The organism is Erythrobacter sp. KY5, from assembly GCF_003264115.1.
Classification (GTDB): Bacteria; Pseudomonadota; Alphaproteobacteria; order Sphingomonadales; family Sphingomonadaceae; genus Erythrobacter.
Genome location: NZ_CP021912.1, coordinates 3,051,272 through 3,076,845 on the forward strand (window position 1 = coordinate 3,051,272; position 25,574 = coordinate 3,076,845).

The 25,574-nt window shown below is 57.3% G+C and carries 30 protein-coding genes; 20 read left to right on the forward strand and 10 right to left on the reverse strand.

Features of this window, described 5'->3' with window-relative positions; all coding sequences use genetic code 11:
• Positions 1 to 8 precede the first annotated feature (8 nt).
• From CD351_RS14340 to CD351_RS14360, 5 genes are all read right to left on the reverse strand, one after another.
• The gene (locus CD351_RS14340) at positions 9 to 233 is read right to left on the reverse strand and encodes a hypothetical protein (protein WP_162627746.1); all 225 of its coding nucleotides are present in this window, start codon (positions 231 to 233) and stop codon (positions 9 to 11) included.
• A gap of 38 nt (positions 234 to 271) precedes the next feature.
• Positions 272 to 2,269 carry a TIR domain-containing protein gene (locus tag CD351_RS14345; protein WP_111993271.1) on the reverse strand — a complete coding sequence of 666 codons (1,998 nt, stop codon included), beginning with the start codon at positions 2,267 to 2,269 and terminating at the stop codon, positions 272 to 274.
• 181 nt (positions 2,270 to 2,450) lie between these two features.
• Complete coding sequence (locus tag CD351_RS14350; protein ID WP_162627747.1) at positions 2,451 to 3,203, reverse strand: alpha/beta hydrolase; 753 nt, start codon at positions 3,201 to 3,203, stop codon at positions 2,451 to 2,453.
• A 148-nt stretch (positions 3,204 to 3,351) separates the two neighbouring features.
• Entirely contained in the window at positions 3,352 to 4,569 is a 1,218-nt protein-coding gene (locus CD351_RS14355) for a HAMP domain-containing sensor histidine kinase (RefSeq protein ID WP_111993273.1), read from the reverse strand.
• On the reverse strand, positions 4,569 to 5,258 hold the full coding sequence (locus CD351_RS14360; protein WP_162627748.1) for a response regulator transcription factor: 690 nt from the start codon (positions 5,256 to 5,258) through the stop codon (positions 4,569 to 4,571). Before CD351_RS14360 ends, CD351_RS14355 begins: the two co-directional genes overlap by 1 nt.
• A gap of 174 nt (positions 5,259 to 5,432) precedes the next feature.
• On the opposite strand from CD351_RS14360, the gene CD351_RS14365 reads away from it, so the two are divergent.
• The 13 genes from CD351_RS14365 (at position 5,433) to CD351_RS14415 (ending at position 16,008) form a co-directional block, all read left to right on the forward strand.
• A complete protein-coding gene (locus CD351_RS14365; protein ID WP_111993779.1) occupies positions 5,433 to 6,092 on the forward strand; it encodes an ABC transporter ATP-binding protein in 660 nt (219 codons plus the stop codon).
• On the forward strand, positions 6,089 to 8,578 hold the full coding sequence (locus CD351_RS14370; RefSeq protein ID WP_111993275.1) for an ABC transporter permease: 2,490 nt from the start codon (positions 6,089 to 6,091) through the stop codon (positions 8,576 to 8,578). The genes CD351_RS14365 and CD351_RS14370 overlap by 4 nt, the downstream gene beginning before the upstream one ends.
• A gap of 79 nt (positions 8,579 to 8,657) precedes the next feature.
• Positions 8,658 to 9,668, forward strand: a complete 1,011-nt coding sequence (locus tag CD351_RS14375; protein ID WP_111993276.1) for an AraC family transcriptional regulator — start codon at positions 8,658 to 8,660, stop codon at positions 9,666 to 9,668.
• Between the two features lie 95 nt (positions 9,669 to 9,763).
• Positions 9,764 to 10,609, forward strand: coding sequence for an NAD(P)H-binding protein (locus CD351_RS14380; RefSeq protein WP_111993277.1), 846 nt, complete (start codon positions 9,764 to 9,766; stop codon positions 10,607 to 10,609).
• Positions 10,606 to 11,109 (forward strand): DUF1772 domain-containing protein, encoded by a 504-nt coding sequence (locus CD351_RS14385; protein WP_162627749.1) that lies wholly within the window; start codon positions 10,606 to 10,608, stop codon positions 11,107 to 11,109. Before CD351_RS14380 ends, CD351_RS14385 begins: the two co-directional genes overlap by 4 nt.
• A gap of 49 nt (positions 11,110 to 11,158) precedes the next feature.
• Positions 11,159 to 11,299, forward strand: a complete 141-nt coding sequence (locus CD351_RS15775) for a hypothetical protein (protein ID WP_162627750.1) — start codon at positions 11,159 to 11,161, stop codon at positions 11,297 to 11,299.
• A gap of 5 nt (positions 11,300 to 11,304) precedes the next feature.
• A complete protein-coding gene (locus CD351_RS14390) occupies positions 11,305 to 12,024 on the forward strand; it encodes a CPBP family intramembrane glutamic endopeptidase (RefSeq protein ID WP_111993279.1) in 720 nt (239 codons plus the stop codon).
• 433 nt (positions 12,025 to 12,457) lie between these two features.
• Positions 12,458 to 13,519 carry a BLUF domain-containing protein gene (locus CD351_RS14395; protein WP_111993280.1) on the forward strand — a complete coding sequence of 354 codons (1,062 nt, stop codon included), beginning with the start codon at positions 12,458 to 12,460 and terminating at the stop codon, positions 13,517 to 13,519.
• 258 nt (positions 13,520 to 13,777) lie between these two features.
• Positions 13,778 to 14,044: a translation initiation factor IF-1 gene (gene infA, locus CD351_RS14400; RefSeq protein ID WP_111993281.1), complete on the forward strand. Its 267-nt coding sequence runs from the start codon at positions 13,778 to 13,780 to the stop codon at positions 14,042 to 14,044.
• A 46-nt stretch (positions 14,045 to 14,090) separates the two neighbouring features.
• Entirely contained in the window at positions 14,091 to 14,243 is a 153-nt protein-coding gene (locus CD351_RS15780) for a hypothetical protein (RefSeq protein ID WP_162627751.1), read from the forward strand.
• Positions 14,244 to 14,300: 57 nt separating this feature from the next.
• Positions 14,301 to 14,519 (forward strand): hypothetical protein, encoded by a 219-nt coding sequence (locus CD351_RS14405; RefSeq protein WP_111993282.1) that lies wholly within the window; start codon positions 14,301 to 14,303, stop codon positions 14,517 to 14,519.
• Between the two features lie 7 nt (positions 14,520 to 14,526).
• Positions 14,527 to 14,748 (forward strand): hypothetical protein, encoded by a 222-nt coding sequence (locus CD351_RS14410; RefSeq protein WP_199797882.1) that lies wholly within the window; start codon positions 14,527 to 14,529, stop codon positions 14,746 to 14,748.
• A 63-nt stretch (positions 14,749 to 14,811) separates the two neighbouring features.
• Entirely contained in the window at positions 14,812 to 16,008 is a 1,197-nt protein-coding gene (locus tag CD351_RS14415; protein WP_111993283.1) for a sensor histidine kinase, read from the forward strand.
• Between the two features lie 13 nt (positions 16,009 to 16,021).
• Here the strand turns inward: CD351_RS14415 and CD351_RS14420 are convergent, their stop codons facing one another.
• Positions 16,022 to 16,396: a response regulator gene (locus CD351_RS14420; RefSeq protein ID WP_111993780.1), complete on the reverse strand. Its 375-nt coding sequence runs from the start codon at positions 16,394 to 16,396 to the stop codon at positions 16,022 to 16,024.
• 301 nt (positions 16,397 to 16,697) lie between these two features.
• On the opposite strand from CD351_RS14420, the gene CD351_RS14425 reads away from it, so the two are divergent.
• Together CD351_RS14425 and CD351_RS16115 are read left to right on the forward strand one after the other, a co-directional pair.
• Positions 16,698 to 16,958: a hypothetical protein gene (locus tag CD351_RS14425; protein WP_162627752.1), complete on the forward strand. Its 261-nt coding sequence runs from the start codon at positions 16,698 to 16,700 to the stop codon at positions 16,956 to 16,958.
• Between the two features lie 15 nt (positions 16,959 to 16,973).
• A complete protein-coding gene (locus CD351_RS16115) occupies positions 16,974 to 17,120 on the forward strand; it encodes a nuclear transport factor 2 family protein (protein ID WP_369880503.1) in 147 nt (48 codons plus the stop codon).
• 342 nt (positions 17,121 to 17,462) lie between these two features.
• On the opposite strand, the gene CD351_RS15790 is transcribed toward CD351_RS16115, so the two are convergent.
• The 4 genes from CD351_RS15790 to CD351_RS14450 form a co-directional block, all read right to left on the reverse strand.
• Positions 17,463 to 18,419, reverse strand: coding sequence for an alpha/beta hydrolase (locus CD351_RS15790; protein WP_162627754.1), 957 nt, complete (start codon positions 18,417 to 18,419; stop codon positions 17,463 to 17,465).
• A 122-nt stretch (positions 18,420 to 18,541) separates the two neighbouring features.
• Positions 18,542 to 19,132, reverse strand: a complete 591-nt coding sequence (locus CD351_RS14435) for a hypothetical protein (RefSeq protein WP_162627755.1) — start codon at positions 19,130 to 19,132, stop codon at positions 18,542 to 18,544.
• A 64-nt stretch (positions 19,133 to 19,196) separates the two neighbouring features.
• Positions 19,197 to 21,389, reverse strand: coding sequence for a peptidase domain-containing ABC transporter (locus tag CD351_RS14440; protein WP_255413057.1), 2,193 nt, complete (start codon positions 21,387 to 21,389; stop codon positions 19,197 to 19,199).
• 371 nt (positions 21,390 to 21,760) lie between these two features.
• Positions 21,761 to 22,684 carry an HlyD family secretion protein gene (locus CD351_RS14450; protein WP_162627756.1) on the reverse strand — a complete coding sequence of 308 codons (924 nt, stop codon included), beginning with the start codon at positions 22,682 to 22,684 and terminating at the stop codon, positions 21,761 to 21,763.
• 445 nt (positions 22,685 to 23,129) lie between these two features.
• Between CD351_RS14450 and CD351_RS14455 the strand changes: the two genes are divergently transcribed.
• From CD351_RS14455 to CD351_RS15905, 5 genes are all read left to right on the forward strand, one after another.
• A complete protein-coding gene (locus tag CD351_RS14455; protein WP_111993290.1) occupies positions 23,130 to 23,333 on the forward strand; it encodes a hypothetical protein in 204 nt (67 codons plus the stop codon).
• Between the two features lie 213 nt (positions 23,334 to 23,546).
• The gene (locus CD351_RS14460; RefSeq protein WP_255413058.1) at positions 23,547 to 23,699 is read left to right on the forward strand and encodes a DUF2924 domain-containing protein; all 153 of its coding nucleotides are present in this window, start codon (positions 23,547 to 23,549) and stop codon (positions 23,697 to 23,699) included.
• Positions 23,696 to 23,833 (forward strand): recombinase family protein, encoded by a 138-nt coding sequence (locus tag CD351_RS15895; protein ID WP_199797883.1) that lies wholly within the window; start codon positions 23,696 to 23,698, stop codon positions 23,831 to 23,833. The genes CD351_RS14460 and CD351_RS15895 overlap by 4 nt, the downstream gene beginning before the upstream one ends.
• Positions 23,834 to 23,896: 63 nt before the next feature.
• The gene (locus CD351_RS15995; protein WP_234027152.1) at positions 23,897 to 24,481 is read left to right on the forward strand and encodes a recombinase family protein; all 585 of its coding nucleotides are present in this window, start codon (positions 23,897 to 23,899) and stop codon (positions 24,479 to 24,481) included.
• A complete protein-coding gene (locus CD351_RS15905) occupies positions 24,375 to 25,301 on the forward strand; it encodes a recombinase family protein (protein WP_199797884.1) in 927 nt (308 codons plus the stop codon). Before CD351_RS15995 ends, CD351_RS15905 begins: the two co-directional genes overlap by 107 nt.
• The last annotated feature ends 273 nt before the right edge of the window (positions 25,302 to 25,574 follow it).

Genomic DNA, 25,574 nt, shown 5'->3' on the forward strand with positions numbered 1-25,574 from the left:
ACCGAGAATTACATGGGATCGACGGGATTGCCGCTGCCTTCGACCGGATCGGCTGCGGGCGTCTCTGCGGCGTCCTCAGCATCGCCCTCTGCGCTCTCTTCGGCCATCTCTTCGCCTGCTTCTTCAGCCATCTCGTCGGTGGTTTCGTCAGCAGCGTCGGTTGCTTCGCCAGCACAGGCGGTAAGGGAAAGCGCCGCTGCGCATGCCATTGCCGTCAGAAAAGTCTTTCTCATTGTTCCCCCCTTGGAAAATCGACCCGCAGCAACGGCTATCACGAGGAAAGGCGCAAAAGCAAACGATCTAGCCCCGGCTCCGTGCGAAGGGGATCGAGCAGGGGATCGTTGGTTGTAAGCAGCACGCCGGGATCGCCCGCATCAAACGCACGGGTGAGCACTTCGAGGGCGCGTTCATTCTCTCCCCACTGTGCGAGCACCTGTGCCTGTTGGTAAAGTCCTGTGTCTCCGTAATCAGCAAGCAATGCGGTAAATGCCTCATTCGCACCTGCATCGTCGCCCAGTTTGCGCCTGGTGATCGCCAGACCGGGAAGCGCGAACAGGTCGATAGCCTCAGCCTCGAATGCCGCCCGAGCGCCTCCAAGATCTCCCAGCGAAAGCCGCGCCACGCCAATCGCGTAGAAGGAATTGGCAAGGCTTGGATTAAGCTCGAGCGCCTTTTCCATGTAGGCGATCGCCTGATCGAAAGCTCCGGCAAATAGCGCGACGAAGCCTGCGCTGCGAAATGCGAGGGCGTTGAGGGGATCGAGTTCCAGCACTCGCTCGATCATTTGCATCGCCAGGGCCTGTTGGTTTCCGAAGGCGTAGAACGTGGCGATTGACCGCATCGTATCGGCATCGCCGGGAGCAAGCTCCTCTGCTCTCTTGTAGTGCGGATAAGCGCCCGCTCGGTCGATCTTTCCAAAGTTCAGCACATATCCAAGCGCCAGATGACCCTGAGCGTAGTCCGGTGCAATCTCGATCGCGCGCTCCGCAGCTTCGATCGATCGCGCAAAAAGGCGGCCTACTTCGGCAGGGTCCGACGCAGTATTTGCAATGGCGGCAAGCGTGTTTGCCCGCCTCGCATGAGCTGCTGCATATTCAGGGTCGAAACCGATCGCTGCATCGAACTGATCGAGCGCCGATCGCTTTACCTCTTCGCCCGATCCAAGGGCATAGAGCGACTGGCCGCGCAAATAGGCTTCGAATGCGCGCACGTTTTCGGTTCCGCCCACGTCATCTTGCTGTTCGACGCTGCTTCGCGCAGCCCTGTCGCTGGCGATGCGTGCGACCAGAGACAGCGCGACCGTTTCAGCGATTTCCTTTTGAACAGCCAGCACATCGCTGAAATCGCGGTCGTAGCTTTCGGACCATTGCACCAGGCCGCCATCCACTTCGAGAAGTTCGGCATAGATGCGAACCGTCTGGTCCACTTGCTGCACATTGCCGCGCAGAATCGAGGTCACACCAAGCGCAAGGCCAACGGCAAAATCATCCTCGCCCTGGCTGGCATTGGATGAGGTCGGAGCAGAAACCCTGAGGCGCGGGTTGCGCGAAAGTGCCTGTCTCAATTCGTTGGACAAGCCATCGGAGAACCAGACCTGATCCTCGCCCCCCGTAAGGTTTGCAAAGCGCAATACAGCCATCGACAAAGACCCATCGCCCTCGCCGATATCAAAAAGCCCCTGCTGCCAAGCTGCGATAACAGCCCCTGCCCCCAACACGCCTGCTCCTGCCGTCATCAGGGCGCGGCGTGAAAGTCCTTTATGCGCAGAAGCGGCGGCAACGGGCGAACCTGCGCCCGGCGCGATAGTCGGCGCGGCTTTGCCATTATCGCCTTGGGAGGCCGCGACCTGACCGTTGATGGCTTTGACCAGCTTCGCGATTTCTGGCGCATCGGAAGCGCCCGACCACTCGCTCATGTCGAGAATCTGTATCTGACGGAAACCGAGCGGGGACATCGTTCCGTCAAGCGTTACCGGAACCAGGCACCCTCGCTCGCGTCCTCGCTGTGCCTCGTCGCGCACCCAGCTCGAATCCACCGACAGCCTGGTCCACAAGACGACAACGCAATCCGCACCTTCAAGGGCAGCTTCGGTTGTCGGCAGGTAATTCACACCGCCTTCGAGCAATTGATCCCACCAAACCTCGAAACCTCTGGCTTCCAGTATTTCGCGAAGTTTCCCGGCTTGTTCGATATCGGCACGGGTGTAGCTCAGGAACAGCTTGGGACGCGGCGCATGGCGCGCTTCGCCTGCTGCATCGAGACCAGCCATATGCCCTCCGTGAAATCCCCGTCAGGACGGAGCTTAGGACGCGCAATCGCTGATGACCAGCCTTCGCACAGTCGTCGGGGTACAACAGTAGCCGGTCCGAAAATGAAGAAGGCGCAGGGATGCTTTGAAGCTGACCTGCCGCCACGACAGTCCAAGGAAACGCCTGCTCGCTCTGAACCAATCAGCGTTCTCCGGCACCGATCGTTGAATTCGCTCGATCCTCCTGTGCAATCCATTCCGAGACGACATGGGTGTACTCGCGAGGCAGCCTGTGTCCGCTATCGAATTCCACCCGCGTGAGATTAGCACCGGCAAGCGCAACCAGCTCGGTATTTTGTTCCGGAGTTGAGAACTGGTCCTTGCCAGCGGTGACCAGAAGCCACTTCGATTTGACGTGGTCGGCGAAGGTGATCGGAGCGACATCCGGCACGTTGCGAACAGCTGGCGGCACCATGGTCGCAATGTGCGACACCCGATCATCTTGCGCTGACAGCAAAATCGCTGTCTGGGCGCCCATACTGTAGCCGATGGCCAGCAGCCGTTCGGGTCTCCCGAACCGCTTGTCGATATAGTCCAGCAGTTCGACATAATCGGCGACCGTCAGGTTGATCATGGCGCGATAAGGCCCGGCGTCGCCCGATCGTGCGCCCTGTAACCGGTCCATCGGCGATATATGATCGGCGCGTGGCCCATGAGCGCGTGCGTCGAGGGCGAACACTCTGTACCCCCGGTCGATGAGATCACGCGTGACGACATCGACATAGAATGCCTGATCATAAGCCAGCCATGCCAGGCTGGACTGGCCCAGTCCGTGCATCAGGATCGCGACGGGCGCGTCATCTCCGGTTCCATGCTTCTGGAACAGGAAGCCGGTGATCCGATCCCCATCCGACGCTTCCATGACCAGTGCCTCGATCTGCGTTTGCGCATGCACTGGCATTGCGCCAGCGAATGACACAGCCACAGCGACGCAAAGCAGTATTCTCGAGAAGAAATGTCTCATAGCAATCTCCCTATGTGAGGAGGCTTGCTATCGGTGGCGGTGTCAAAGCCGCGTCAAATGTGGCCCCAAGCCACTCAGCTCACCAGAAAACCCGGGCGAGCGTCCCCGTTCTCTCTGCGGGTCCGACACTCAAATTCAGGCCGAAATGCGCGCATAGCCGTTCGGCGAGAGACAGCCCGATGCCGAAGCCGCTTGCATCGGAAGGCTCGCCAAAACCCACGCCCGTATCCCTTACCGATACTTCGCGCGCAGAGATGCAGATCGTCACCGCGCCTCGCTGGGTGAAGGCGAACGCATTGCGCAGCAGATTGCCGATGATCACTTGCGCGACGGCATCCGGCACCGGCATCCGGGCGTCCTTGTCACCGGTGATGCTGAATTCGACCTCGCTTTCCTTGAGCAAGTGCCGGTTTATCCCCGCTGCCTGTTCGCAGTTCAGCCAGATATTGCACACCGCATCCTCATCCGGCTGGCGTCCGAGCCACAGGATGCCTTCGGTCAGCAACCGCATGTTTCCAAGAGCCGATCCAAGCCGGTCGGTGACCGGTGTGCGCTCTGCCCCCTTCTCCAGCAACTCAGCAGCCCCCATCGCAATCGAGAGCGGCGTTCTGAGCTCATGACTTACGTCGCGATTGAATTGTCGTTCACGTTCGATGAGTTTTTCGATCCGGTCATCGCGCGCGGCTAGCGCCTCGGCCAGCGAAGCGATTTCTTCAGGCGGCGCGGACAGGTGGATCAACCCGAAAGGAACGGGGCGTTCGCTGGACGCGGCACTTGCCATCGCTTCGAGAGGTCCACTGACCCGATTGGCCAACCTTCTCAGGAATATCAGCGCGATAGCCAGCATGATGCCGGCCAGCACGATCATGATAAGGATGAAGTCCCCCACCTGGTCGATCGAGCGAACGTAGGGCCGGGCGTTAAACGCGACATAACGCTGCTGACCGGCATCAGAACGTATGGCGATATGGTAGTGAGTGTCCCTGTCGACGGTGACCTCGTATTCGCCATCGGGCCATGCCGGGTCGATCCTGTTCGCCAGGGATGGAGGCAGTGCGTCGAACTGATCATAGTATTGCATCTCCAGGCCGCGAAGCTCGTTTGCTCCCGATGGATCGGCGGTTTCCCGCCCGCCAATGACCTCGTCCGCTACCCGGCTGACCTGGTTCTCGAATATCTGGTCCTCGAGGTCGAAACCGAACATCACCGCAAGCGCGAGGGTGGCTGCGAAACACAGCCCGACCGAGAGCAGCAGGTTCCGCGTCAGCATGGATTTGACGCTTTGCGATCTGGGCATCACCGTTCTCCATCGCGGCAAAGCCGATAACCGCGCTCGCGATCTGTTGCGATCGCGATAGCGGGTCCGCCACCGCGGCGCAGTTCGGACAGAATACGGCGCAGGTTATAGATGTGCGTTCGCAAGGCACCGCTGGCTGGCGGGTCCTCGCCCCATATCCGATAGCTAATCGTCGAACCGGGAACAGGGTTCGGAGCTTCCTGGATCAGCCACTTGAGGATGTCCGCCTCCATATTGCTGAGCCGCCGCGATGCTTCCCCGATGGTGGCAGTCTGGCCAGACGGATCAAGGACCAGATCGCCAAAGCGAAGTTCCAGAGCGTTTATGACCCTCGGACGGTTCGCCAGCGCGCCAATCCGCATCTTGAGCTCCCTCAAGGCGAAAGGTTTGGTCAGATAGTCGTCCGCTCCTGCCGCAAACCCATCTTCCTTGTCATCGAGCGTGTCCCTGGCCGTCAGCATCAGGATCGGCGCCTGTAGCCGTGCTTCAGCCTTGTATCTGCGGCAAAGCTCTATGCCGTCCAGTCTCGGAAGGTTGAGGTCGAGCACGATCACATCATAATCGTTCGCGCAGGCGAGCTTGAGCCCTTCTTCGCCGTTGTAGGCGAAATCGAGGAGGTATTCGGGCTCGAGATAGTCGGCGATGTTCGCCTGAATATCCAGATTGTCCTCAATCACCAGTACGCGCAATCCGCACCTCCCATCGCCCTTTTTCCGGCTATCCCATAGCACAGGCAAATTGCCGCGACTGTCCTGCCGGACCGCTTGGATCACCGAGGGTCAAATGAACGTCAAATCCCATTTCACACTGATTTGACCTACCGACCCATAAACCTCGCGGTCATCGCATCACCCGAGGACGGTATGAACACCCAGATTGGCCTGCACGGCGTTTCCCATTTTTTCGACACCCCCCACGGCCGGATCTCGCTGTTCAACGATGTCGATCTCGTCTTCGAAGGAGGCAAGACACATGCCATCGTCGGCCCCTCGGGCGTCGGCAAATCCAGCCTGTTGTCGCTTGCCGCCGGGCTGGAGCCGCCCAGAAAGGGCGAGGTCACATTTGTCCTGAAGGGACGCGAACTCACCACCACGCAGCTTCGCAGAAATTCTGGTTTCGTTTTCCAGCAATTTCACCTGCTCCCCGAACTCGACGCCCTTGGCAACATCGCCCTGCCGCTCAAGCTTGAAGGCGATCGGCAGGCTCTCGCAAAGGCATCCGACTGGCTCGAAAGGGTCAACCTTCGGGAACGCGCCGGGCACAAACCCTCCCATATGAGCGGCGGTGAGCAGCAACGTGTCGCTATCGCCAGAGCCTTTGCAACCGACCCCGCTTTCGTTTTCGCCGACGAACCGACGGGCAATCTCGACGCGGCCACTTCATCGAGCATCATCGACCTCATGTTCGGATTCGCGGAGGAAACCGGGGCGGCCCTTATAGTGGTCACTCACAGCGACGCCCTGGCGCGGCGCGCGCACAATCGCCTGGCCCTCTCGCCGTCGGGCATCGAGGCAATTGCATGAGCTGGCTGCGCACCGCATTCGAAAACGCCATTTCCGATGCGAGGTCGAGCGATGGCCGGCTGGTCATCGTGATCCAGACCGCCCTGATCTTCTTCCTGACGACGTTGGCGCTGACCGGGGCGTCCGTGCAATCGTACCTCGACGACAATCTCGACCAGATGCTGGGTGCGGACATGTCCTTGTCCGGCCCGCGATCGCTTTCGGATGCAGATTTGCAGCAGATTGCCGGTTGGTCCGACACGCTGGCCACCATTCAAATGGTTCCGCTCGCGATTTCGCATGAAGCCGAAACCGTGCCGGTACAGGTCAAGATCGCAGATGAGCACTATCCCGTGCAAGGCGAGCTCGAAACAGGGTCGGGTCTGGATCAGTCGTCTCTGGTGAAATCCGACCACGGTCCGGAGCCGGGCGATATCTGGCTGGGTCCGAGGGCGATCAGAGCGCTTGACGTAAGGATTGGCGATCGGGTGGCGATCGGCTCAGATACATTGACTGTAACCGCAGTCCTTTATCACGAGCCGGACCGTCTCGCCGAAGGGCATTCGGTTGCCATGCGTGCCTTGGTCGCAGAAGGATCGCTGAACCTCGCCGATCTCGATAGCAGCCGCATCGTCCATCGCTACCTCATTGCCGCCGATCCCCACGGGCGGGCCCTGATCGAGGAATGGGCGGCGAACAGGCTCGATGATTTCACCCTCGTTACCAAGACCGCAGGAGGCCATCCCCTCGCTCTGTTCTGGCAGCGGGTCGAGAACTTTCTCGGGCTCGCTTCGGTGATCCTGTTTTTCCTTGCCGCAATCGCGATCGACATGGCCAATCGCCGATACCTCAAACGCCAGACGCAGAGGCTTTCGATCTACCTGAGCTTCGGCCAGAGCATGGCTCAGTGCCTGCGTCTCGCTGCGTTCCAGTGGTTTGTCGGCTTCGTGGTGTCGTTGTTGATCGGAGCAGCTTTGGCGATGCTCGCGCAGAGCTTTCTGGTCGACCAGCTCGCCGACCAGTTCCCGGGCATGGAAGCCCAACCCCACCCACTCGTCATGGCAAAAACGTGTGCGCTGATTACCCTTCTTCTGCTGGCTTTTCAGGTGCCGATGCTGGTGCAATTGCGGCGGGCGTCCCTGATCAGCCTGATCCGTTCGATCGAATACCCTTCGGCTCGGTGGCTGAGGCTGTTCTGGGGCGCGGCCAGCATCACCGCACTGGCCTCCTACTATTCCGACAACATGACGCTGACCTTGCTGACGCTGGGCGCATTGGGTGCAGCGCTGATTCTCATGATCTTTCTGAGCTGGGCCATCCTGACTGCCGGAGAGCGCCTTGGGCGCAACCGGACGGGACTGTTGTCCTTCAACTTTTTCATCATGAAACAACGGATCGTCAGCAAGTCGTCCCAGATCGTGGGGCTGGGCCTTTGCAGCCTGCTGTTGCTCTTCACCCTCATGCTGATGAAGGACATCGGCGCGACCATGGAAAGCTACTCGCGTGCCAATAACGGCAATCTGATGGTGGCGGAGCTTCCGGCTGAAGAGTTGGCGAATTTTGAAGACTGGAGCGCGGCGAACGGGGCCGAGATCCGCCAGCTGCGCCCCTATACCGGTGCAAAGCTTGTCGGGATAAACGGGCTGCCCGTTGCCGAGGCAGTCACCACGCCCAGCGAAACGCTCGCCGTGGTGGGCGATACCCTCCGCATGTCATGGTCGCGCGACGTTCCTGGCAACAACACCCTCGTCGCGGGGCGTTGGTGGTCAGATGAGGATCCAGACTGGAACCAGGTTTCAGCGGAAAGCGAGGTTATCGCCGATCTGGGCCTTGAATTGGGAGACCGGCTCACATTCGCGATTGATGGCGAACAGGCCGATCTGCAGTTGGTGGCAGAGCATGCCTACAAGCCCGGCGGTGGTTCCGTGACCTTCTGGTTCCAGATGCCCGAGAGGGCGCATGCCGCGCTTGATCCCAGGACATATTACATGGGCAGCGCAGAGCTTCCTGATGCAGCATGGGACAAGCTTGGAAACCTGTGGCGAGACACGCCGACGCTGTCCCTTGTACCCTTGAAGGAAATCACCCGCAGGTTTGACGATACCCTCGCGCTCGTCACAAGGATCGTCGTCGGGTTTGCGGGCATGGTGCTGTTCATGACTGCACTCGTCATCGCCGCGTCCATGCAGGGCTTCGAGGCCGAGGATCGGCAGAAGAACGGCTTGCTCCTGAGCATGGGGATCACGAAAACCGGCTGCCTTCGCCTGGCTCTGTACGACTGGCTCACAGTCGCAGGCATTGCGGGGATCGGGGCCGTCTCAGGGACATGGCTCGCAGGCCTTCTGATTTACCAGTCGCAGTTCTCGATGACCTACACACCCCAACCGATCTGGATGGCGAGCGCGATGCTTCTTATCGGCCTGTGCGTTTGCGCGCTTGGACTGATGTACAGCCGGGCCAGCCTTGCTGTTTCGGTGAAGTCGCTCCTCGATCAGGATCGCGGATGACCCGATGACCACAACCCGCCAGATCGCCGCTCCCTGCCCACCCCTTCCTCCAGCAATTCAGAGAGGTTAACGTCTGGCCGTGCCCCAATCCTCGTCCATCTACGCGCGAAAGGCGATAGAACAGGCTCCAGCGCATCTGGATCGAGCCGAGCTCTTCGCGATTTGCAAGCTTGGTATCGACGAGCCTGCGGACCTCGCAAAAACGGTGGCAGAAGCAGACTATGTCAGGCTTCTCGAAACGATAGCGCAAGCCGAAGACGGGCGACCAAGAGCACATATCAAACTTGGTGCATCCATGCGTTGCGAAGATCTGGGTGCAGCGGGTCTTGCCTGGAAAAGCTCACCCACCCTCATGGATGGCTGGGATCGCGCGCGGCGATATGTCGGAGTTGTCACCGGGGTGAGAGCTCTTGAAATCACCCGCAGCGCGCGAACAACCGAGATCCGGTTTGTGCGATTGACCGACGAAGCTCCGATCGGCGCAAGATTGTCCAACGAGGCGACTTTCGCCTCCTTCACCGCGATATCGCGCGAAGCCTCTGGCCGCCCTTTCAAGCCGCTTCACGCACAATGCGCGCACAAAATCCTCGGGGATAGAGAGTATCTGGAGGACTATCTTGGATGTCCGGTCGAGGATGAGGCAGGCATCAACGCAATTGTTCTGGCGAACGATGATCTGGCACTGCCCAACGCGGTGGGCGACGATGCGATCTCTCGCTTTTTCGATCAGCGCGTCGAGGAAATGCTTGAGGAAATGCGTTCGGATGTGCCGATAGCATTTCAGGTGAAATCGCAGATCGGCAAGAACCTGAGCGGCGGCGTCCCGAAACTGTCGCATGTCGCCAGAGCCTTGGGAATGAGCGCCCGTACTCTTCAACGCAAACTGAGTGATGAAGGGGCGGTGTTTCAAGACCTGGTGGATCAGGCTCGGCGTGAACTGTCCGAGCGGCTGCTGCGCACAACGCAATATCCGCTGGTCGAAATAGCCTTCCTTACCGGCTTTGTCGAGCAGAGCGGATTTACGAGGGCATTCAAACGATGGGCTGGTGAAACGCCGCGCTCATACCGATTGAGTTCGACATCCGGCTGATGGCGCAATCTGCACAAAGCTTGTCATCCTAAGGCAAGAATGCCGCGAGCCCCCAGCCTAATCCATGTTTGCCTCCAACAAGCAAGAGCAAGCAAATGACCCAGAACGCTTCAGACAAAAAGACCACGCTGGTGATCGGCGGGACCGGCAAGACCGGTCGCAGAGTTGCAAATCGGTTGGCGGCCGAAGGGCAGTGCGTCCGGATAGGCTCACGCTCGGCCATCCCCGCTTTCGACTGGAACCGTGAAGACGGCTGGGATGCCGCGTTGAGCGGCGTTTCCAGCATTTACATTACCTATTCCCCCGATCTTGCCATGCCCGGCGCGACCGACGCGATCAGGGCACTTGTCAGGCGTGCAAAGCTGCAAGGTGTCGAACGGCTTGTGCTGTTGTCGGGTCGCGGAGAGACCGAAGCGCAGGCTTGCGAGCAGATCGTGCAGGATAGCGGCCTGAAATGGACCATCGTGCGTGCGAGCTGGTTCAACCAGAATTTTTCCGAAGGCGCCTTCATCGACATGGTGCTGAGCGGGGCGATCACCCTGCCAGCAGGCGAAACACCCGAGCCATTTGTCGATGTCGACGACATTGCCGATGTCGCAGCTGCCGCGCTCATGGACGACAGGCACAACGGCGAAATCTATGAGGTCACCGGCCCCCGGCTGATGACCATGGCCGATATCGCCGCCGACCTTTCGAATGCCACGGGGCGAGAGATCGCCTACATCGATGTGCCTCACGATGCCTTCATCGAAGGACTGACACAGTCTGGCGCACCCGAAGACGTCGTCTGGATGCTCGACTATCTGTTCTCAACCGTGCTCGACGGACGCAACGCGCACCTTGCTGACGGTGTCGCGCGAGCGCTGGGTCGGCCTGCAAAGGACTTCCGCGACTATGCCCGTGAAGTCGCTGAGACTGGTGCGTGGAGGGTCGCGGCATGACCTATGAGTGGCCCCTCTTCTTCTGCCTCTTCCTCGCGCTTTGGAGCGCGCTTGTCGGAGGTGTGTTTTCAGCTTTTTCCGAATTCATCATGTCGGCTTTGCTCAAAACCGAAGCAGCGGGCGGCATGCAGGCGATGCAGCACATCAATCGCGATGTGATCCGGACCCAATTCGTTGCGGGCATTCTCTCGATCGCGGTTTTCTCGACCCTTTTCGCATTCTACAGCCTCGCCGTCTTCGAAGGGGTTGCACTGGCCACGCTGATCCTTGCCCCTGCGGTTTACCTGCCAAGCGTCTTTCTGATGACGATGTTCAGCAATGTGCCGATGAACAACCGGCTCGATCGGCTCGATCACGCCAGTTCAGAGGGTCAGGCCTACTGGCTGGAATATGGCCGCAGATGGACGCGCCTCAATCACATCCGGTCGATCGGAAGCGTGCTGACAGCCGGACTTTACGCAGCCGCCGCGATCACGCTGATCACCAGCGGACAGGTTTGATCGTTTCCCGATGTTCCACCCTGCCACGCCCCGCTGAAAGGACGCGATGATGGTCAACATGCCCTTGGTCACGTTCGGCCTGTTCGCGCTGGCCATGTTCGCTGCCGGAGCCATCCTGATCTTCGTCCTCATCGGCTTGGCCATCGTGCGCCAATGCCGAATTGCAACTCTTGAAAATCGAGAGCGCTGAAATCGATGTCACTTCCCCGTGAAAACACTCAACCGGTCGCCGAGGCAAGTCACGCGAGCAAGCGATGGATCGCCCTGCGAGACTTGTGCCTGGTCGTCCTCGTACTGGTCGTCGTCAAGCAATCGCTGCTCCCCTTCACGCAGCTATACGCCGGGCCCGCATCGACTTTCAGCGCGATGATTGCAGGGACAATCCTGCTGCGATGCCGCGGTCTTGGCTGGCGCGATCTGGGCTTGCGCTGGCCGGAAAGCTGGCTGAGGACCATCGGGCTGACCGTTTTATCCATGGTCGTCTTCCTGGTCTTCGCCCAGACCATGAATTTGGTTGCCGACAGGTTTTTCACGGACATCGGAACCAGCGACCGGTTCGCCCATATCAAAGGCAATCTGGGTGCCTATATCGTGATAATGCTCCTCGTCTGGACGCATGGGTCGTTTTTCGAGGAGCTCCTGTTTAGAGCTTTCATCATCACCCACGCGAGCGAGGCAATGAACGCAGGACTGCGTGGAGACCTGCTGGCGGTCCTCATATCGTCGATCTTCTTCGGCTATCGCCATGCCTACTATCAGGGCTGGCACGGCGCGCTTGTCACAGGCGCGGGCGGCTTCGCTTTCGGATTGCTCTATATCTGGTTCGGGCGGCGCAACATCATGCCGCTGATCCTGGCGCATGGAATTTTCAATACGCTGGGCCAGACGTTCCGGTTTCTTGGCATTGAGGACTGAGATCGAGCTGGTCCGCTTTGACCGCGATCCAATCGCGTGGCCCACCGTCTTTGACGGGTGCGAGATCTGTGGTCTGAACCGCAATTTCGTATCGCCTGACGACAGCCCGAAATATGCGAGAAATCGAACTGCCGATTATTGACTGGCCGTGCGTGCACTGCACGAACCACTCGCTTCGGCTGGCCACCCCATTGCCGGTTCAGCTTGACAAGACCATGCCGCGCATTCAGCTTCCATCTGGGATAAATCGAGGAACAGCAGCAAGAGTCGGCGTGGACGCGCTCATGGCTATTCAGACAGGTCTTGGTTCACAGGATCGACCAAGTCTGAAAGCACGGGGCTGAGTTTCCTTTAAAGGGTAACAATGCCTCGCCTGATAAATTCTGCCAACTGAACTGTTTATGCATCCCGAACATGCGAAGGGAAGCAATTCATGTCGACACAGCTTGAAGACGCGGCGATCGGGCCAAGCGACTGGACCAGCAGCCTCACCTATCAAAGCAGGGCTACCTTCAGGCCGACCGCTGCCGATTTGCGCGAGTTGGCGTGGAAAGCGAGATCGCGGAACCATGCGCTCGGCGTGACCGGGATGCTGCTCTACGACCGGGGACGGTTCTTCCAGACGCTTGAAGGACCTCCCGAAAGCCTCAAATCCCTGTGGGATTCGATCAGCAAGGATCAACGGCATACCGATATCGAAATCCTGAGCGAACATATCATTCCCGCAAGGCTCTTTGGCGCATGGGACCTGTTGAGCTGCCACGGCGATGTAGCGGACGATTCAGACGTCCGACGGGCAAAGGCAGGGCACGAGCTGACCCGCCTTGTCCCATCCCTCATTGATCTGGTCCTCAATGGCGATGACATCGGCATCAACAAGACCATCGCGTCGCTTGCCGATCAGGGATGGGATGGCGACACAATCCTCACTCACCTGATCGAGCCGACGGCTCGCGCGCTCGGCGATGCGTGGATGTCGGACGACTGTTCCGAATTCGACCTCACTATCGGGCTCAGCATGCTGCAACTGGCAGGCCACGCCGTGCGCAACTCGCCTACCCCTGCGGCGCTAAGGCAGAGTCGCTACAGCATCCTCTTGGCCAGTGCGCCGGGTGAGCCCCACACGCTGGGTACCTCGCTGCTGGCGGACCTGTTCACCGATGCTGGCTGGCATGTCGACATGGCCTTTCCCGACAGCAATCAGGCGCTGGCCAACCAGTTGGCAAAGCAACAGCCCGACGCGGTAGACATTGGCCTGTCCGAAGCAGTCCCCCGCGAACACACGCTTGCCAAGCTGCGCGAAACGGTCGAGCGGAGCAGGTTTGCAGCTCCCGACCATCTCACGGTTGTTTCCGTCGGCGGGAGGCTTTTCGCCGACGCCGCGGCGACAGCGGAAAATGTCGGCGCGGACCACGCCCGAAAAACCGTGGTGGGCACAAGCATCAAGCTTGCAGAACTCATAAAGCTAAAACGTCAGGAGCACGGCCCGCGTTAGGCCGCGACCTCGACTGTTGGTGCAAGGTCGCAGCAAAAGGTTCTGTCACTTATAGCAATTTCGATCATCCGCGTGCAGGCTCATTGTAATTTTTTTGCAAGCTGCTATATAGATGTTGCCTAACGTCGTTTGCGACGGATTATGATTGCCACACTTTTCGCCAAGGGCGAGAGATCGGCTCCACTTCCTTTTCATCCTACCTGGCTCCGCTGCGGAATACGTCCGCGCGGATGATTTTTTGTACGCAAGGATGATCGATTGGCGAAAGAAGAGCTTATTACGATGGAGGGTGAGATCAACGAGATCCTGCCCGATGGCCGCTTCGGCGTCACCCTGGATAATGAGCATCGTCTGATCTGCTACACCGCAGGCAAGATGCGTCGCTACCGTATCCGATCGGTCGTTGGAGACCGCGTACATGTCGAATTGACGCCATACGATCTGACCAAAGGCCGGATCGTCTTTCGCGAACGAACACCCGGGCAAGGCCCCGGCGGTGCTCGCAAACGCGGATACAGGCGCTGACACTTTAGAATAAGGCGGCGGGCAGAACCTGCCGGATACAACACCAATGAATACGATGAATTTGCGCGATGCTTCGCGCCCCAAACTTTCTCTGCGCTATGGGGCTATCCCTGCACAGGGCGCGGATCATGACCAGTCACATTCCAGCCACATGGCGACCGCTGAATTGCGACGCCTTGTCGCGGCGATGATCGACTGAGCAGCACCATAATCTGCGGCCATGCATCAGCATTCCCGCCATAGCAGGAGAACTGACATGGACCTGAACCATCAATATGCCGAGCACCAGCGCGCCCTTATGGGTGCAGACGGTGCCGCAAACGATGGTGACCGCCTGGCCAAACTTGCCAAGGCATCACACATCGCTGGTCGTATCAGCGATTTCCAGCATGGGCTCGGCGCTGCCGCAGCCTGTGCCTGGAGCAAAGCCCAATTTGCGAGTCAGAGGACCATCGGCGATGTCAAAGAATTATGAATTCCAAATGGCCCGCGCCGACGAAGCCGCAGTCGAGGCCAGCGAAGCCTCGCTCGATAACGTGAAGCAACGAGCGCTGCGCTCTGAAGCGGCGTGGCGCAACATGGCCAACCTCACTATGAAAATGGACAAGGAGCGCGAAAAAGCGCGTCTTGAACGCGAGCGACTTCAAACCGAACCGCAGGGCGATGATCAATCCATGCCAGGTCATGATTTGGCCAAGGTATAATCAAGACTTCTTGCGACTCTTCCAGTAGTTGGTAGGCACGCGTTCTGAAGGGAAGAGTCTGCCGTGGAGCGTTTGCCAAATAATGAGGACCCGGCAGTCCTCACCACCCCTTTGCCCTATGAGCAAGTTCTGGAAATCTGGCGCCGTCAGCAAGAACTTCTTGGCCGTGTGGCACTCGGGGGGGACCGTAAAGCCATCCTTTCCGATATTGTCCGTCTGGCCGAAAGTCAGACCGGAGACGAGATGCTCGCTTCGGTTCTTCTGTTGTCGGAAGATGGCAAACGGCTGGAGATTGGCGGCGCGCCAAGTCTGCCTGCCGAATACAATGCTGCCATCGAAGGAATGGAAATCGGTCGAGGGGAGGACCCGTGCGCTACAGCCGCCGCTACAGGTGAGTCCATTTTTGTTGCGGACCTCGCAACCGACCCGCTCTGGCAGAATTTTCGCGAACTGGCTCTTTCGCATGGTCTGGCAGCATGCTGGTCTGTCCCGATCAAAGCGAGCGACGGCAGCGTTCTTGGTACCTTCGCGAATTATTATCGCGAGCCGCACGAACCGTCTCGTCTCGACCGCGAAATCATCGAGGTGCTTGCGCTTACGACCTCCATCGCTCTTGAGCGAATGAATCTGGAGCGGATGCGACAACATGCCGAAGAAGCCAAGGCACTCGTGCTTGAAGAGCTGCAGCATCGCGTCAAGAACGCGTTCGCGCTCGCGCAGAGCCTGATCAGCCTGAATGTGCGAGGCGCTGCCACTCCTCAGGACCTGGCTGATAAGGTCAATGGCAAACTGCGCGCTCTGGCATCGGCGCAGGATCTTATCATCGTGCGTGACGCGTCAGGTCGATCCGATGAGATGACGTCGATCCGCACGCTGCTAGCGACTATCCTTGGGCCACTGGGCTTTGGCGATGCGGCAAACCGCATAAGCCTCAGCGGCAGTGACCAGACGGTCGATGCGCAATCGCTCTCCGGGCTCGCCATGATTTTCCATGAACTGGCCACCAACGCGACCAAATATGGCGCCCTCAAGGATGCAAGCGGCACGGTTTCGATCGAGTGGCAGACAACGCCCGAAGGATTGAAGATCGAGTGGGCTGAAACGGGCGGCCCCCCGGCACAAGCCCCGGAAAGCCAGAGCTTTGGCACGCGCCTTGTCGCCACGACGATCCGGCAGCTGGGCGCGAGCATCGATCATGACTGGCAGGGTGACGGGCTGCGCGTCACGATTGTCCTGCCTCGCACCTCGGTCACCGTATAGGTCAGCAACGCCTTCAGTCGGGTTTGGCCAAAATCTCCTGTATCGCGGCGTGAACCGCCGAAGGCGAATACGGTTTCGTGCAGAACCGCGAACCTTGCGGTAACGAGCCCGGGTCTGGCGACGCCTTGCCGGATGTGACGATAATGCCGATCCCGGGCCAGGTTTGCGACACCTCATTTGCCAGCATCACCCCGTCGGTATCTCCGGGCATGTCGATGTCAGTGAAAAGGACATCAACCTTCTCGGCATCCGCCAGCGCGCTCAGGGCTTCACGCCCGCTTGAAGCTTCAAGCGCGACATACCCTTCGGCGCTGAGTTGATCGACGACGTCCATTCGAATGAGAACCTCGTCCTCTACGACGAGGATAACGGCGTTGCTCAAATGCATCTGGACTACATCCTTCGAGGATTGCCCCTCCGCCTTTTGGAACGACATCTTACTAACGTCGTCAAACGCCCTCATGTTCCATTTGATGCAATTGTCTCGAATTCGTCCCTGCCGGGTGACTATCGAAAGCGATGAGGGACGCGCCACCCTGCGGCCATAGACCTGAGTTTGGGATGGGTGGCGGAGAGGATAGTCAGCTCCAATCCGTCTCTGCGCAATAAACCGTCGTTGATCCGTAACCTGCAGCTTTTACCTATGGCTGAGAAAACATACGCGTAAACGATCGACGAAGGAGCCAACCTTGCGTGATGCTAACACAAGACTCATCTATACGAGTTTGGTCCCTGATGATCCCGAAGGGCTTGGTCCTGAACAGGTGTACAGCTGGTTTGCAGCTTACTTCGCCGGAACCCAGTCCATGGGCGCCGATCAATGGTATTCGGCATTCGCGTCGGACGCCCGTGTCGATGATCCTGTCGGCACGCCTATCAAACGAACACCTGATCAAACTAGGGCGATGGGAAATGGTTTTCTCGAGCCTTTCCGCAAGATTGGCCTGTAGAAGTTCGTTCACGTCGTGGGCAACGAAGCGGTCGCCAAATGGCAGGGCCGTGGGATAACCAAAGACGGCCATGAGGTGACGCTCGACGGCGTTAATCTCTTTACGCTTAACAATGATGGCAAAATCAGCGAGCTGCGCGCGTTCTTCTCTCCGCCAGGTTGATGGCGTCTGTTCTTGGGCCGTGGAGGGAAATCAAGCCTAGCAGAATCCAGCTGTTGCGTACTCGCCAATGTTTTGAACAGCACGTCAATGTCGCCCTCGTCCGTGCAGCTACAGAAACCACCGTTTACCGCAGCTTCGCAGCGCGCGACTGAAAGATCTTTGCAAGCGGGATTGAAGACCTTGACATTTAGCGCCACTTTCAAGCTACCGCCAAGGATGCCAATACCAAGATAGCGACCGATCTGGCTGCCTTCATCCACCATCGGCCGGCCCATAAGGGCGAAGCTCGACCTAATCTATCTGTCGTCTCTATCCCGGTCTGCCTTGGCCTTAGCGGTTGCTTTAGTGCTCGTTGCGGACGCTAGTTGAGATGCATTCAATCGCAGTTTCGAATACATTGTGAAGTTTGCCCGTATTCCCAGAGAAGACGTCGTGCCCTGCGTTCTCGATCGCAACAATGCTTGCAAGATCCCACTGATCGAAGCCTGAGTTTTGGGGGTCATTTTCACCGATGATGAAGCTTGGACATTGAGAATTCAGCATCTCATCTAGTGGAGTGGTGTCGCGTTCAACTGCAAACGCCTCAAGGTGCCGAATCGGTTGAATGAGGCGGGTCCCAACGAATTGCTCAGGCTCGGAATCTGGGCTACGATAAATGTACGCTGTCGCAAACTCACGGGACAATTCTTCACTCGAGCGAATGGTCTTGAAGTGACTGACGGCATATGAGATTCCGAGCATCACCGGGGATATCGCCAAAAAGTCTAGATTTAGGTCTTTGTACGTCCGCATGTAGTGAAAAACTATCGCGGCCCCTAAGCTCTCACCTATAACTAGAGGCTCGCAGGCACAGCGTTGTCTGTAGTAAGATAATGCGTTTCTGAGGTCGCGAGCTGCTAGGTCAATCTCGTTTTCTTGCAAGTTTGTTCTGAAACGCGACCCCCAATATCCAATAGATGCAAACAGATAGCCGCGCGAATGAAAATAGGAAAAAGCATCTGACCTGTAATCCGCCGCGTATGCAAAAGGGGGCAAATCGGTCCCCCCGCTAAGATGGATCACCACTTTGTCCGCTTCGATTGATCCGGCGACTAATGACTCGATCGAAGGGACAGACGCCCAATCATTGGCATCAATCCTATTCAATCTGAATTCTAGCCCGTTTTCTTCCCAAGCGCTGCAAACCGATGAGTTTAATGACCCTGGCGCTTCGCTCGTCAAGCAGTTTGACCAGTCTTTCGCAGCTCTGTTGAATTCACGCAGGCTGTGCGAGCCAAGTCTTGCCTCAAGTTCGCTCATAGTTTTTTCTGAAACACCGCAGCACTCCGCACTGTCAACGCAAGATGAAAGGAGGAGTGCTGCGAGCACTCCTCCACATTTGAGCTTCGAAATGAATTGATTTGAAGCTGGCATCGGGTGGCTTACCAGCCAGGCGAAGTCTGAGTAAGCTCAAAGCTAATCGAACCGCCATCACTCGATGACATTGAAAGCGTGAGTGCTGAACTCCCACTCGTGCTCGATCCGCTATTCATGCCTAGCCTCGTGTTTTCGACGTAAGTTACGAATTGGTAGGTGTCTGAGGTGAAGATGTTATCGGTAACAGCCCAAAGATAACCCTTGCCATCTGGCCCAATGTTTGCCGCAAACTTGCTGTCACCAATGTTACCGACAACCATAATCTGGTTTTCTTGGTCAGGGAATTGGTTTTCAACAAATGCTTTGAAGTCATCGGTATCCGAGTCGAAAAGACCAGCTGGCTGCCACTCGTCATCGTCTGGGAATTCTTCATTGGTTCCCTCCATCATGTCGATCATCATCTGGATGGCACTGGCTTGCTGCATATTTTGAAGGCCTATCAGATCCATACCACTTAGACCGCCAGACCTGGGGCCAGTCACCGTGATAGTGTTTCCGGTAACAACGATGTCTGCACCTCCACAGACAGCCATCAGTTCCGCATTGCTGAGAGTCCTGAAGCCACTGTCTTTTTCAATTACGTTCGATTGAAGCATGTGCGTTTCCCTTAGTTTCCGCGCCTTCTTGACCTAACCGAGGTGGCGCGGAGTTTAACCTCGGCTAGCTCCTGACGTCGGTTGGGCCCTCTCCGTCTCCACCTGTTGGATAAATCTCCATCGCTCGCGATTTGTTTCGCTCGGCCATCTCGATCAGCATGGCTCTACTTTCTGCTTCCGCTCGCAAGACGGCTTCTTTGTCGACCGCCTGGCCGGCCGAGACCTCGTATACCTTCTCAGCTGCCTCCAAAGTCGCAGGACGATGCGCGACTGCGATGCGAGTAATGCTCAACGACTTGAGGGTTTCGAGGATTTTGCTTTCATTCTCGGCGTCGAGATTTGCGGTTCCCTCATCAAGGATGAGGACGCTGGGATCAGGATAAAGTGCACGGGCCAGCAATACCCGCTGCAGCTGGCCTCCTGAGAGGACAGAACCCATATCACCGACAAGAGTTTCGTAGCCCATCGGCATCGCTTCGATCTCGGAGACGATCTGGGCCATTCGGGCAACCTCTCGAACCCGTCTCATGTCAATCTCGGGGTCGAAGAATGCAATGTTCTCTGCGAGCGAACCGGCATAGAGCGTATCGCCCTGAGCGACCGATCCAATGGCACGACGATAGTGCGCTTTCCGGCATGACGATATGGGGCGTTCGCCCAATCGAACCACGCCATTGGTTGGCTCAAACAGGCCTGTCAAAACCTTCATTAAGGTGGTCTTTCCGCCACCCGATGGGCCTGTCATGGCAATAAACTCGCCAGGTCCGATTTTCAGGTTGATCCCCCGAAGAACCAAGGGTTCATTTGTCCCGTATCGATAGCACACGCCATCCAGCACGAGTGGTTTGGTGAAGTCTGGGTCTTCATTGCTTTTCTCGACCTCTCCTTCTTCGAGCGGAGTGAGAGCAATGTCAGCAATGCGCGTGAGATGCACTTTGACAATCTGATAGTTGATCGCCTGTTCAGTCAGTCGCATTCCTGCATCCAGAAACTGTTGCTTGTAAGCCTGGAAAGCAAAGATCATGCCCACTGTGAGAACGCTATCGAACGCGAGGTTGATGGCGATGTAGACAAAGACCACACGCTCTGCGCCGATCACAAACTGCCCCAGCGCATCGAATGCTGCCTGCAAGCGGCCGAGCTTCACTTGAGCGTTTACGGCATCAGCCTTGGTTCTTTGCCAGATACGCTGGCGATTGCCTTCCTGGCCAAAGGCCTTGATCGCGGATATTCCCCGGACACTCTCAATAAAATTGGAGTTTTCTTTCGCCATCGTTGTGATGACGTCGAGGTTGCGAAGCTTGATCGACTGAAGGAATGCAAGCCGCAGGCCCACATATACTGCCAATGCTGTGCAAGCGACTCCACCAAGGATTGGCGAGTACACGAACATAAGTGCAAGCGTCAGGATCGCCATGAGTCCATCGATGAACGCTGCTATCATGCCTTGACTAATAAGTTGGCTGATTGGCTGCGTTGATCCAAAGCGTGAGATTATGTCGCCAACGTGTCGCTTCTCGAAATAGTCAAGCGGCAGGCGCATCAGGTGCCTGAAGAGGTTCACAATTACTTGGTACGAGAGCGAATTTGAGAGTGTCACCAAGATCAATGACCTTAGCCAACTCGCAAGCAAGTTGACGATGACAAGACCGCCAAAACCCAGCGCCAACATGAAGAGCAAGTCGCTATCGAACGCTGGAAAGACGGTGTCGATTGAAATCTGAAGGAAAAAGGGTGTAGCAAGAACAACCAGTTGCATCACCAGCGAGTGCAAGACGATCTGCCGGATCGTGCCCCATAACCCGGTCATCTTCGACCAAAGTTGAGTAATGCCGAGCTGCTTGCGCTCAATCCTCGGTTTAAAGCCTTCTGATCGCAACAATTCGAGAGCAACACCGGTCCATTGCCGCGACACCTCGTCCTCGCTCATTACCAAAGAGCCGCGAGCCGGATCGTGAATGTGGTAGCGTTTTCCTCGGACACTGCCAGTGATTGCAGTGAGAACCACGAAGTGATTGAGATTCCAATGAAGGATCGCAGGCATCGAAAGATGCGGCATATCCTCAATCTCACCCCGCAAGGGACTTGTATTGAAGCCGATGTCCTCGGCGACCTGCATTACTTGCTTAAGGTTCGCGCCCTTTAAGCTCATGCCATATCGCTGGCGCATTGCGATCAAGTCTGTCTTGAATCCGTAAAAGCCCGCAACCATTGCGAGACACGCAAGAGCGCACTCGCTTGCTTCCCCTTGCGCAATCTAGGGTGTGCGCTGACGCCCGGAAAACTCGACAAGATCAAGAGGACTGTTCATCAGGTTCTATTGATCACCGCATTGAGTGGTTGAAGTATCCAAGCGAGAAAGCTCTGGCGTTCAAGCACGATGTTGGCCTGCAAGGTCATGCCAGGCTGAAGGCGGGCAGGTGCACCAAACGCATCGACTTTCTGCTCCTTGAGCGCGACTCTCACCCGATAAACTGGCTCTTCGAACGGGAATGGGATTTCAGATTCGTGAGGATCGATTGCGATCCGTGAGATCGAAGCGACCTGCCCTTCGAAGCTGCCAAAGCGTTGATAGGGAAAGGCGTCGTAGAGTAGCCTCGCTTCTTTGCCTTGCTCGACAAAGCCAATCTAGCGTGTTGGTGCGTAGAGTTCAGCCGCTAACTCTGCCCCCGTTGGCACGATCACCATTAAGGGACGGGCGGTTGAAGCCGTTCTACCCGTTCCGGTTGCAAGGGCGGTCACTCGCCCGCTGATGGGAGCCGTGACGGCGTAGCTGCGCTCGCCTTCTAGTCTGGCTTGTTCTGCGGACAATGATTGAAGGCTATCCTTGAGGCGAGATATTCCTTGCTCTGCATCGAGGCTGACGGTCGACAGCTGGCTTCGCGCCTGCGAAGCATCGGATAAGGCCGATAAACGTCTTTGTTTCAGACCTGCCAAGGATTGCTGTGAAGAAAGCACGGTTTGGCGTCGGCGCTCAAACTCAACTTTCGAAACGTAGCCTTGCTCGACGACCTCTCTTACTCGGTCGAAAATTTCCTGGTTCGAAGCAACAACCTGTTCTTGAAGCGCGATTTGCTCAGCAAGGCTACGCGCTTGATCTTCGGCTGACGCGACAAGTGCCGAAAGACGGGCTCGCTCTACGGAAGCACGAGAATCTGCGAGCACTACCTGCGCCTGCGTCAACTCTCTGCGCGCCTCTATCGCACCAAGACCTTTGCCAACAATGCCGCCACCTGCCTCCGTCTCTCGATCCGAATTGATGACAAGCAGAGTGTCACCCTTCTTTACTGACTGTCCTTCAGCGACCCGAAGATCTATTACGATGCCTGCCTGTGCGGGTAGTACCCTCGCGCTCGGTTCATTGGTGACTAGTATTCCAGGGACTGTTTCGATCCGGGCGTAATTTCCCACTGACAGCCAAATAGCCGCAAACACCAAGACTGCGAACAGAGTTCCGGCGAATAGCTTGGTTGATAGCGGCTGCGAAAGAACTACTTCACCATACAGTCGGTTCTGATTAGCCTGAACAGCCTCATTACGAAAAAGTGACAATTGCAACCCCGTGATTCGAGACACACAAAAGCTATTTCCGGACCACTATCGGACAACTTAAGAGAATCTATAGGGGTGCTGTTTTCCTAGTAATTTTTATGGTCAAAGACGACGAGACGAGCGATAGCAAAGACCAATTGATTGTCACAATAAATCAGTTTTTTGGATGAGCGCGACGACATGTCAATTCCAGCCGGATACTTGCCTTCGCAACACACTACTGAGCAACGCTATATGCCATTAGTGCCCCTATCAGCTCCGCCTTCCTTGGCTCCAATGGTCGTAGAATAGAGCAAGAATCGGACGAGCGAGGCTAGGCGTGGCTGCTGTGAGAGCTAAGGCCCTATGCTCGCGCTCGCGCAAAATAGCTGTCGCACTGGGGGAGTAAACGAGGGAGAAGGAATTGCTCTTGCCCGATAGATCATAGTCTTACAGCGCTAAAGGCGTGAGGCATGGCTCGGGCGGCGTCCGCCTCGACGATCAGATCGCCTTTACCCGGACCTCCATCATCTGCCAGGCTTCCAAGTCGCACCGTTTCGATGACGAACTGCTCGCCACTGTGAACGACGCCGGTATCGGAAAAAGACTGGACCACAGACCAGCAGTGTCGAGACGAACTCCCAATGATGTCGTGGTGATCCGCGAGTGAAGCAATACGTTTTTGGGAGTAGATCAGAAAATTCGGGTCATCTACACCGTCGCACGCACCTGAGACAGCACGTCCGATGCAGTAAGTCTCGCGCCTGGACGTTTGCCGAGATAAGCCCACTTCTCAGCAATCACATCATCCAGATCACGCGCCGCATACGCATACTCGCTCTGTATTGTCGCTTCGCTCAAACAAGCTGCGGCTGCCACGACTATCAGATCATTTATGGACTCCACCGTCGTGGTCGAGGAGGAGGATTTTCGCTGGAACGACCGGCTCTTCCCCAGCCTCTCGGCTGCCGCAACCGCGATCGCGGGCAGCCGCTGGAATGGACCGCGGTTCTTCGGATTGCGGGACAACGCATGAGCAGCAAGATCAAACGTTGCGCGATCTACACCCGCAAGTCGTCCGAAGAAGGGCTCGACCAGTCGTTCAACAGTCTCGATGCGCAGCGCGAAGCGTGCGAGGCCTATGTCCTGAGCCAGGCATGCGAAGGCTGAGAAGCGAGAGCATATCGCTATGATGACGGAGGGTTCTCGGGCGGCAACACCGATCGACCCGGATTGCAGGCACTGCTCGCCGATATCGAAGCCGGACGCATCGATATCGTAGTCGTCTACAAGATCGATCGGCTCACCCGCAGTCTCGCCGATTTCGCACGCATCGTCGAGATCTTCGAGACACACGACTGCAGCTTCGTCTCGATCACCCAGTCGTTCAACACGACCGGCTCGATGGGCAAGCTGATGCTCAACGTATTGCTGTCATTTGCTCAGTTCGAGCGCGAGGTCACCGGCGAGCGCATTCGCGACAAGATCGCTGCGTCCAAAGCCAAGGGCATGTGGATGGGCGGCAACTTACCATTGGGGTATGATGGGCCACGCGACGGTATACGAACACTTGTCGTGAACGAGGCAGAGGCTGAAACCGTCTGCGACATCTTCAAACGTTATCTCGAGCTTGGCTCGGTCCATGCGCTCGCGCGATCTCAAAGCCCGCGGCGTTGTCTCAAAGCATCGTATCACCGCCAAGGGTCGCAGGATGGGCGGACTGGCGTTCAGCCGCGGTGCGCTGTTCCATCTGCTCCGCAACCGCGTCTACCTAGGGCAGATCATGCACAAGGGGGTAGCCCGCGAAGGCGCGCATGATGCGATCGTCGACGCCGAGCTGTTTGCTAAGGTCCAGGATCGGCTTGATGCGCAGGTTCGACGGCACCGCAGCAAGGCCCACCGCCGAAAGATCAAGGCCCCACTTGCCGGAAAGCTGTTTGATGCGGTCGGTGAACCTATGAGCCCAACCACCTCGCGCGGGAAGTCGGGCAAGAAGTATCGCTACTATGTCTCTGCCTCGCTGCAGCAGGGATCAGGACCAACCGATGCCGATCGTGTGCAGCGCGTGTCGGCACCCGAGATCGAGAAGGTTATCGCAGCCGCGATGGAACGATGGATGCCAAAGGACAATGATCCGTTCGGACTCATTCGTTCCGTTCGCCTGCGCGACCGGGGACTGCAGGTCAGCGTTGGCAACGTTCAAGCAGCCAACATTGCAGCGCGGCTTGCCGATGACGAGACGATTCTTGATCGCACCGCCGACATGGTCACCATTCTTCTACCGATTCAGTTTGCAACGCGCGGGAGCAAGCAAAAGATCGTTCCCGTAACCTCGCGTCCGCCGCAACCTGATCCGGTGCTGATCGTTGCCCTTAGAAAAGCCCATTGCCTGCTGCGCGTTGAACGCGGATTGCCGGTCATGGATACCGCGCCAGGCTCTCCTTACGATCGCAACATCCTAAGGTTCGCATTCCTCGCACCTGACATCCAGCGCGCCATAATCGATGGGCTTCAGCCGCTGGATCTCAATCTCGAGAAACTGAAAAGAACAACGATCCCGCTCGCGTGGTCGAAACAGCGGCAAGCGCTGGGATTTGCCGAGATGGCCGCGCCCTGTTCTGGCGAACAAATATCCTGATATCGCCAATTAAAGCCCCTGTCATGGGCGATTAAATACCCTGTTCTGTCGATTAACATGAGAAACCCTAATTCGGGCGCTTAACCCTCGGAAAAGTCTTGGTTTTATCTGGTGCGCATATGCCAGATTCGCCCAAAATCACCTGTTTTGGGCCTTAATTTCGCGAAATTCCCTGTTCTTTCCCTGTTTAACAGGGAAACCGAACCGATGTTCGCAGCTGCAGAGACGGCCTCTGGAAATGACCCCTGAAACGGCTCCAGAGACCGCGAGAAT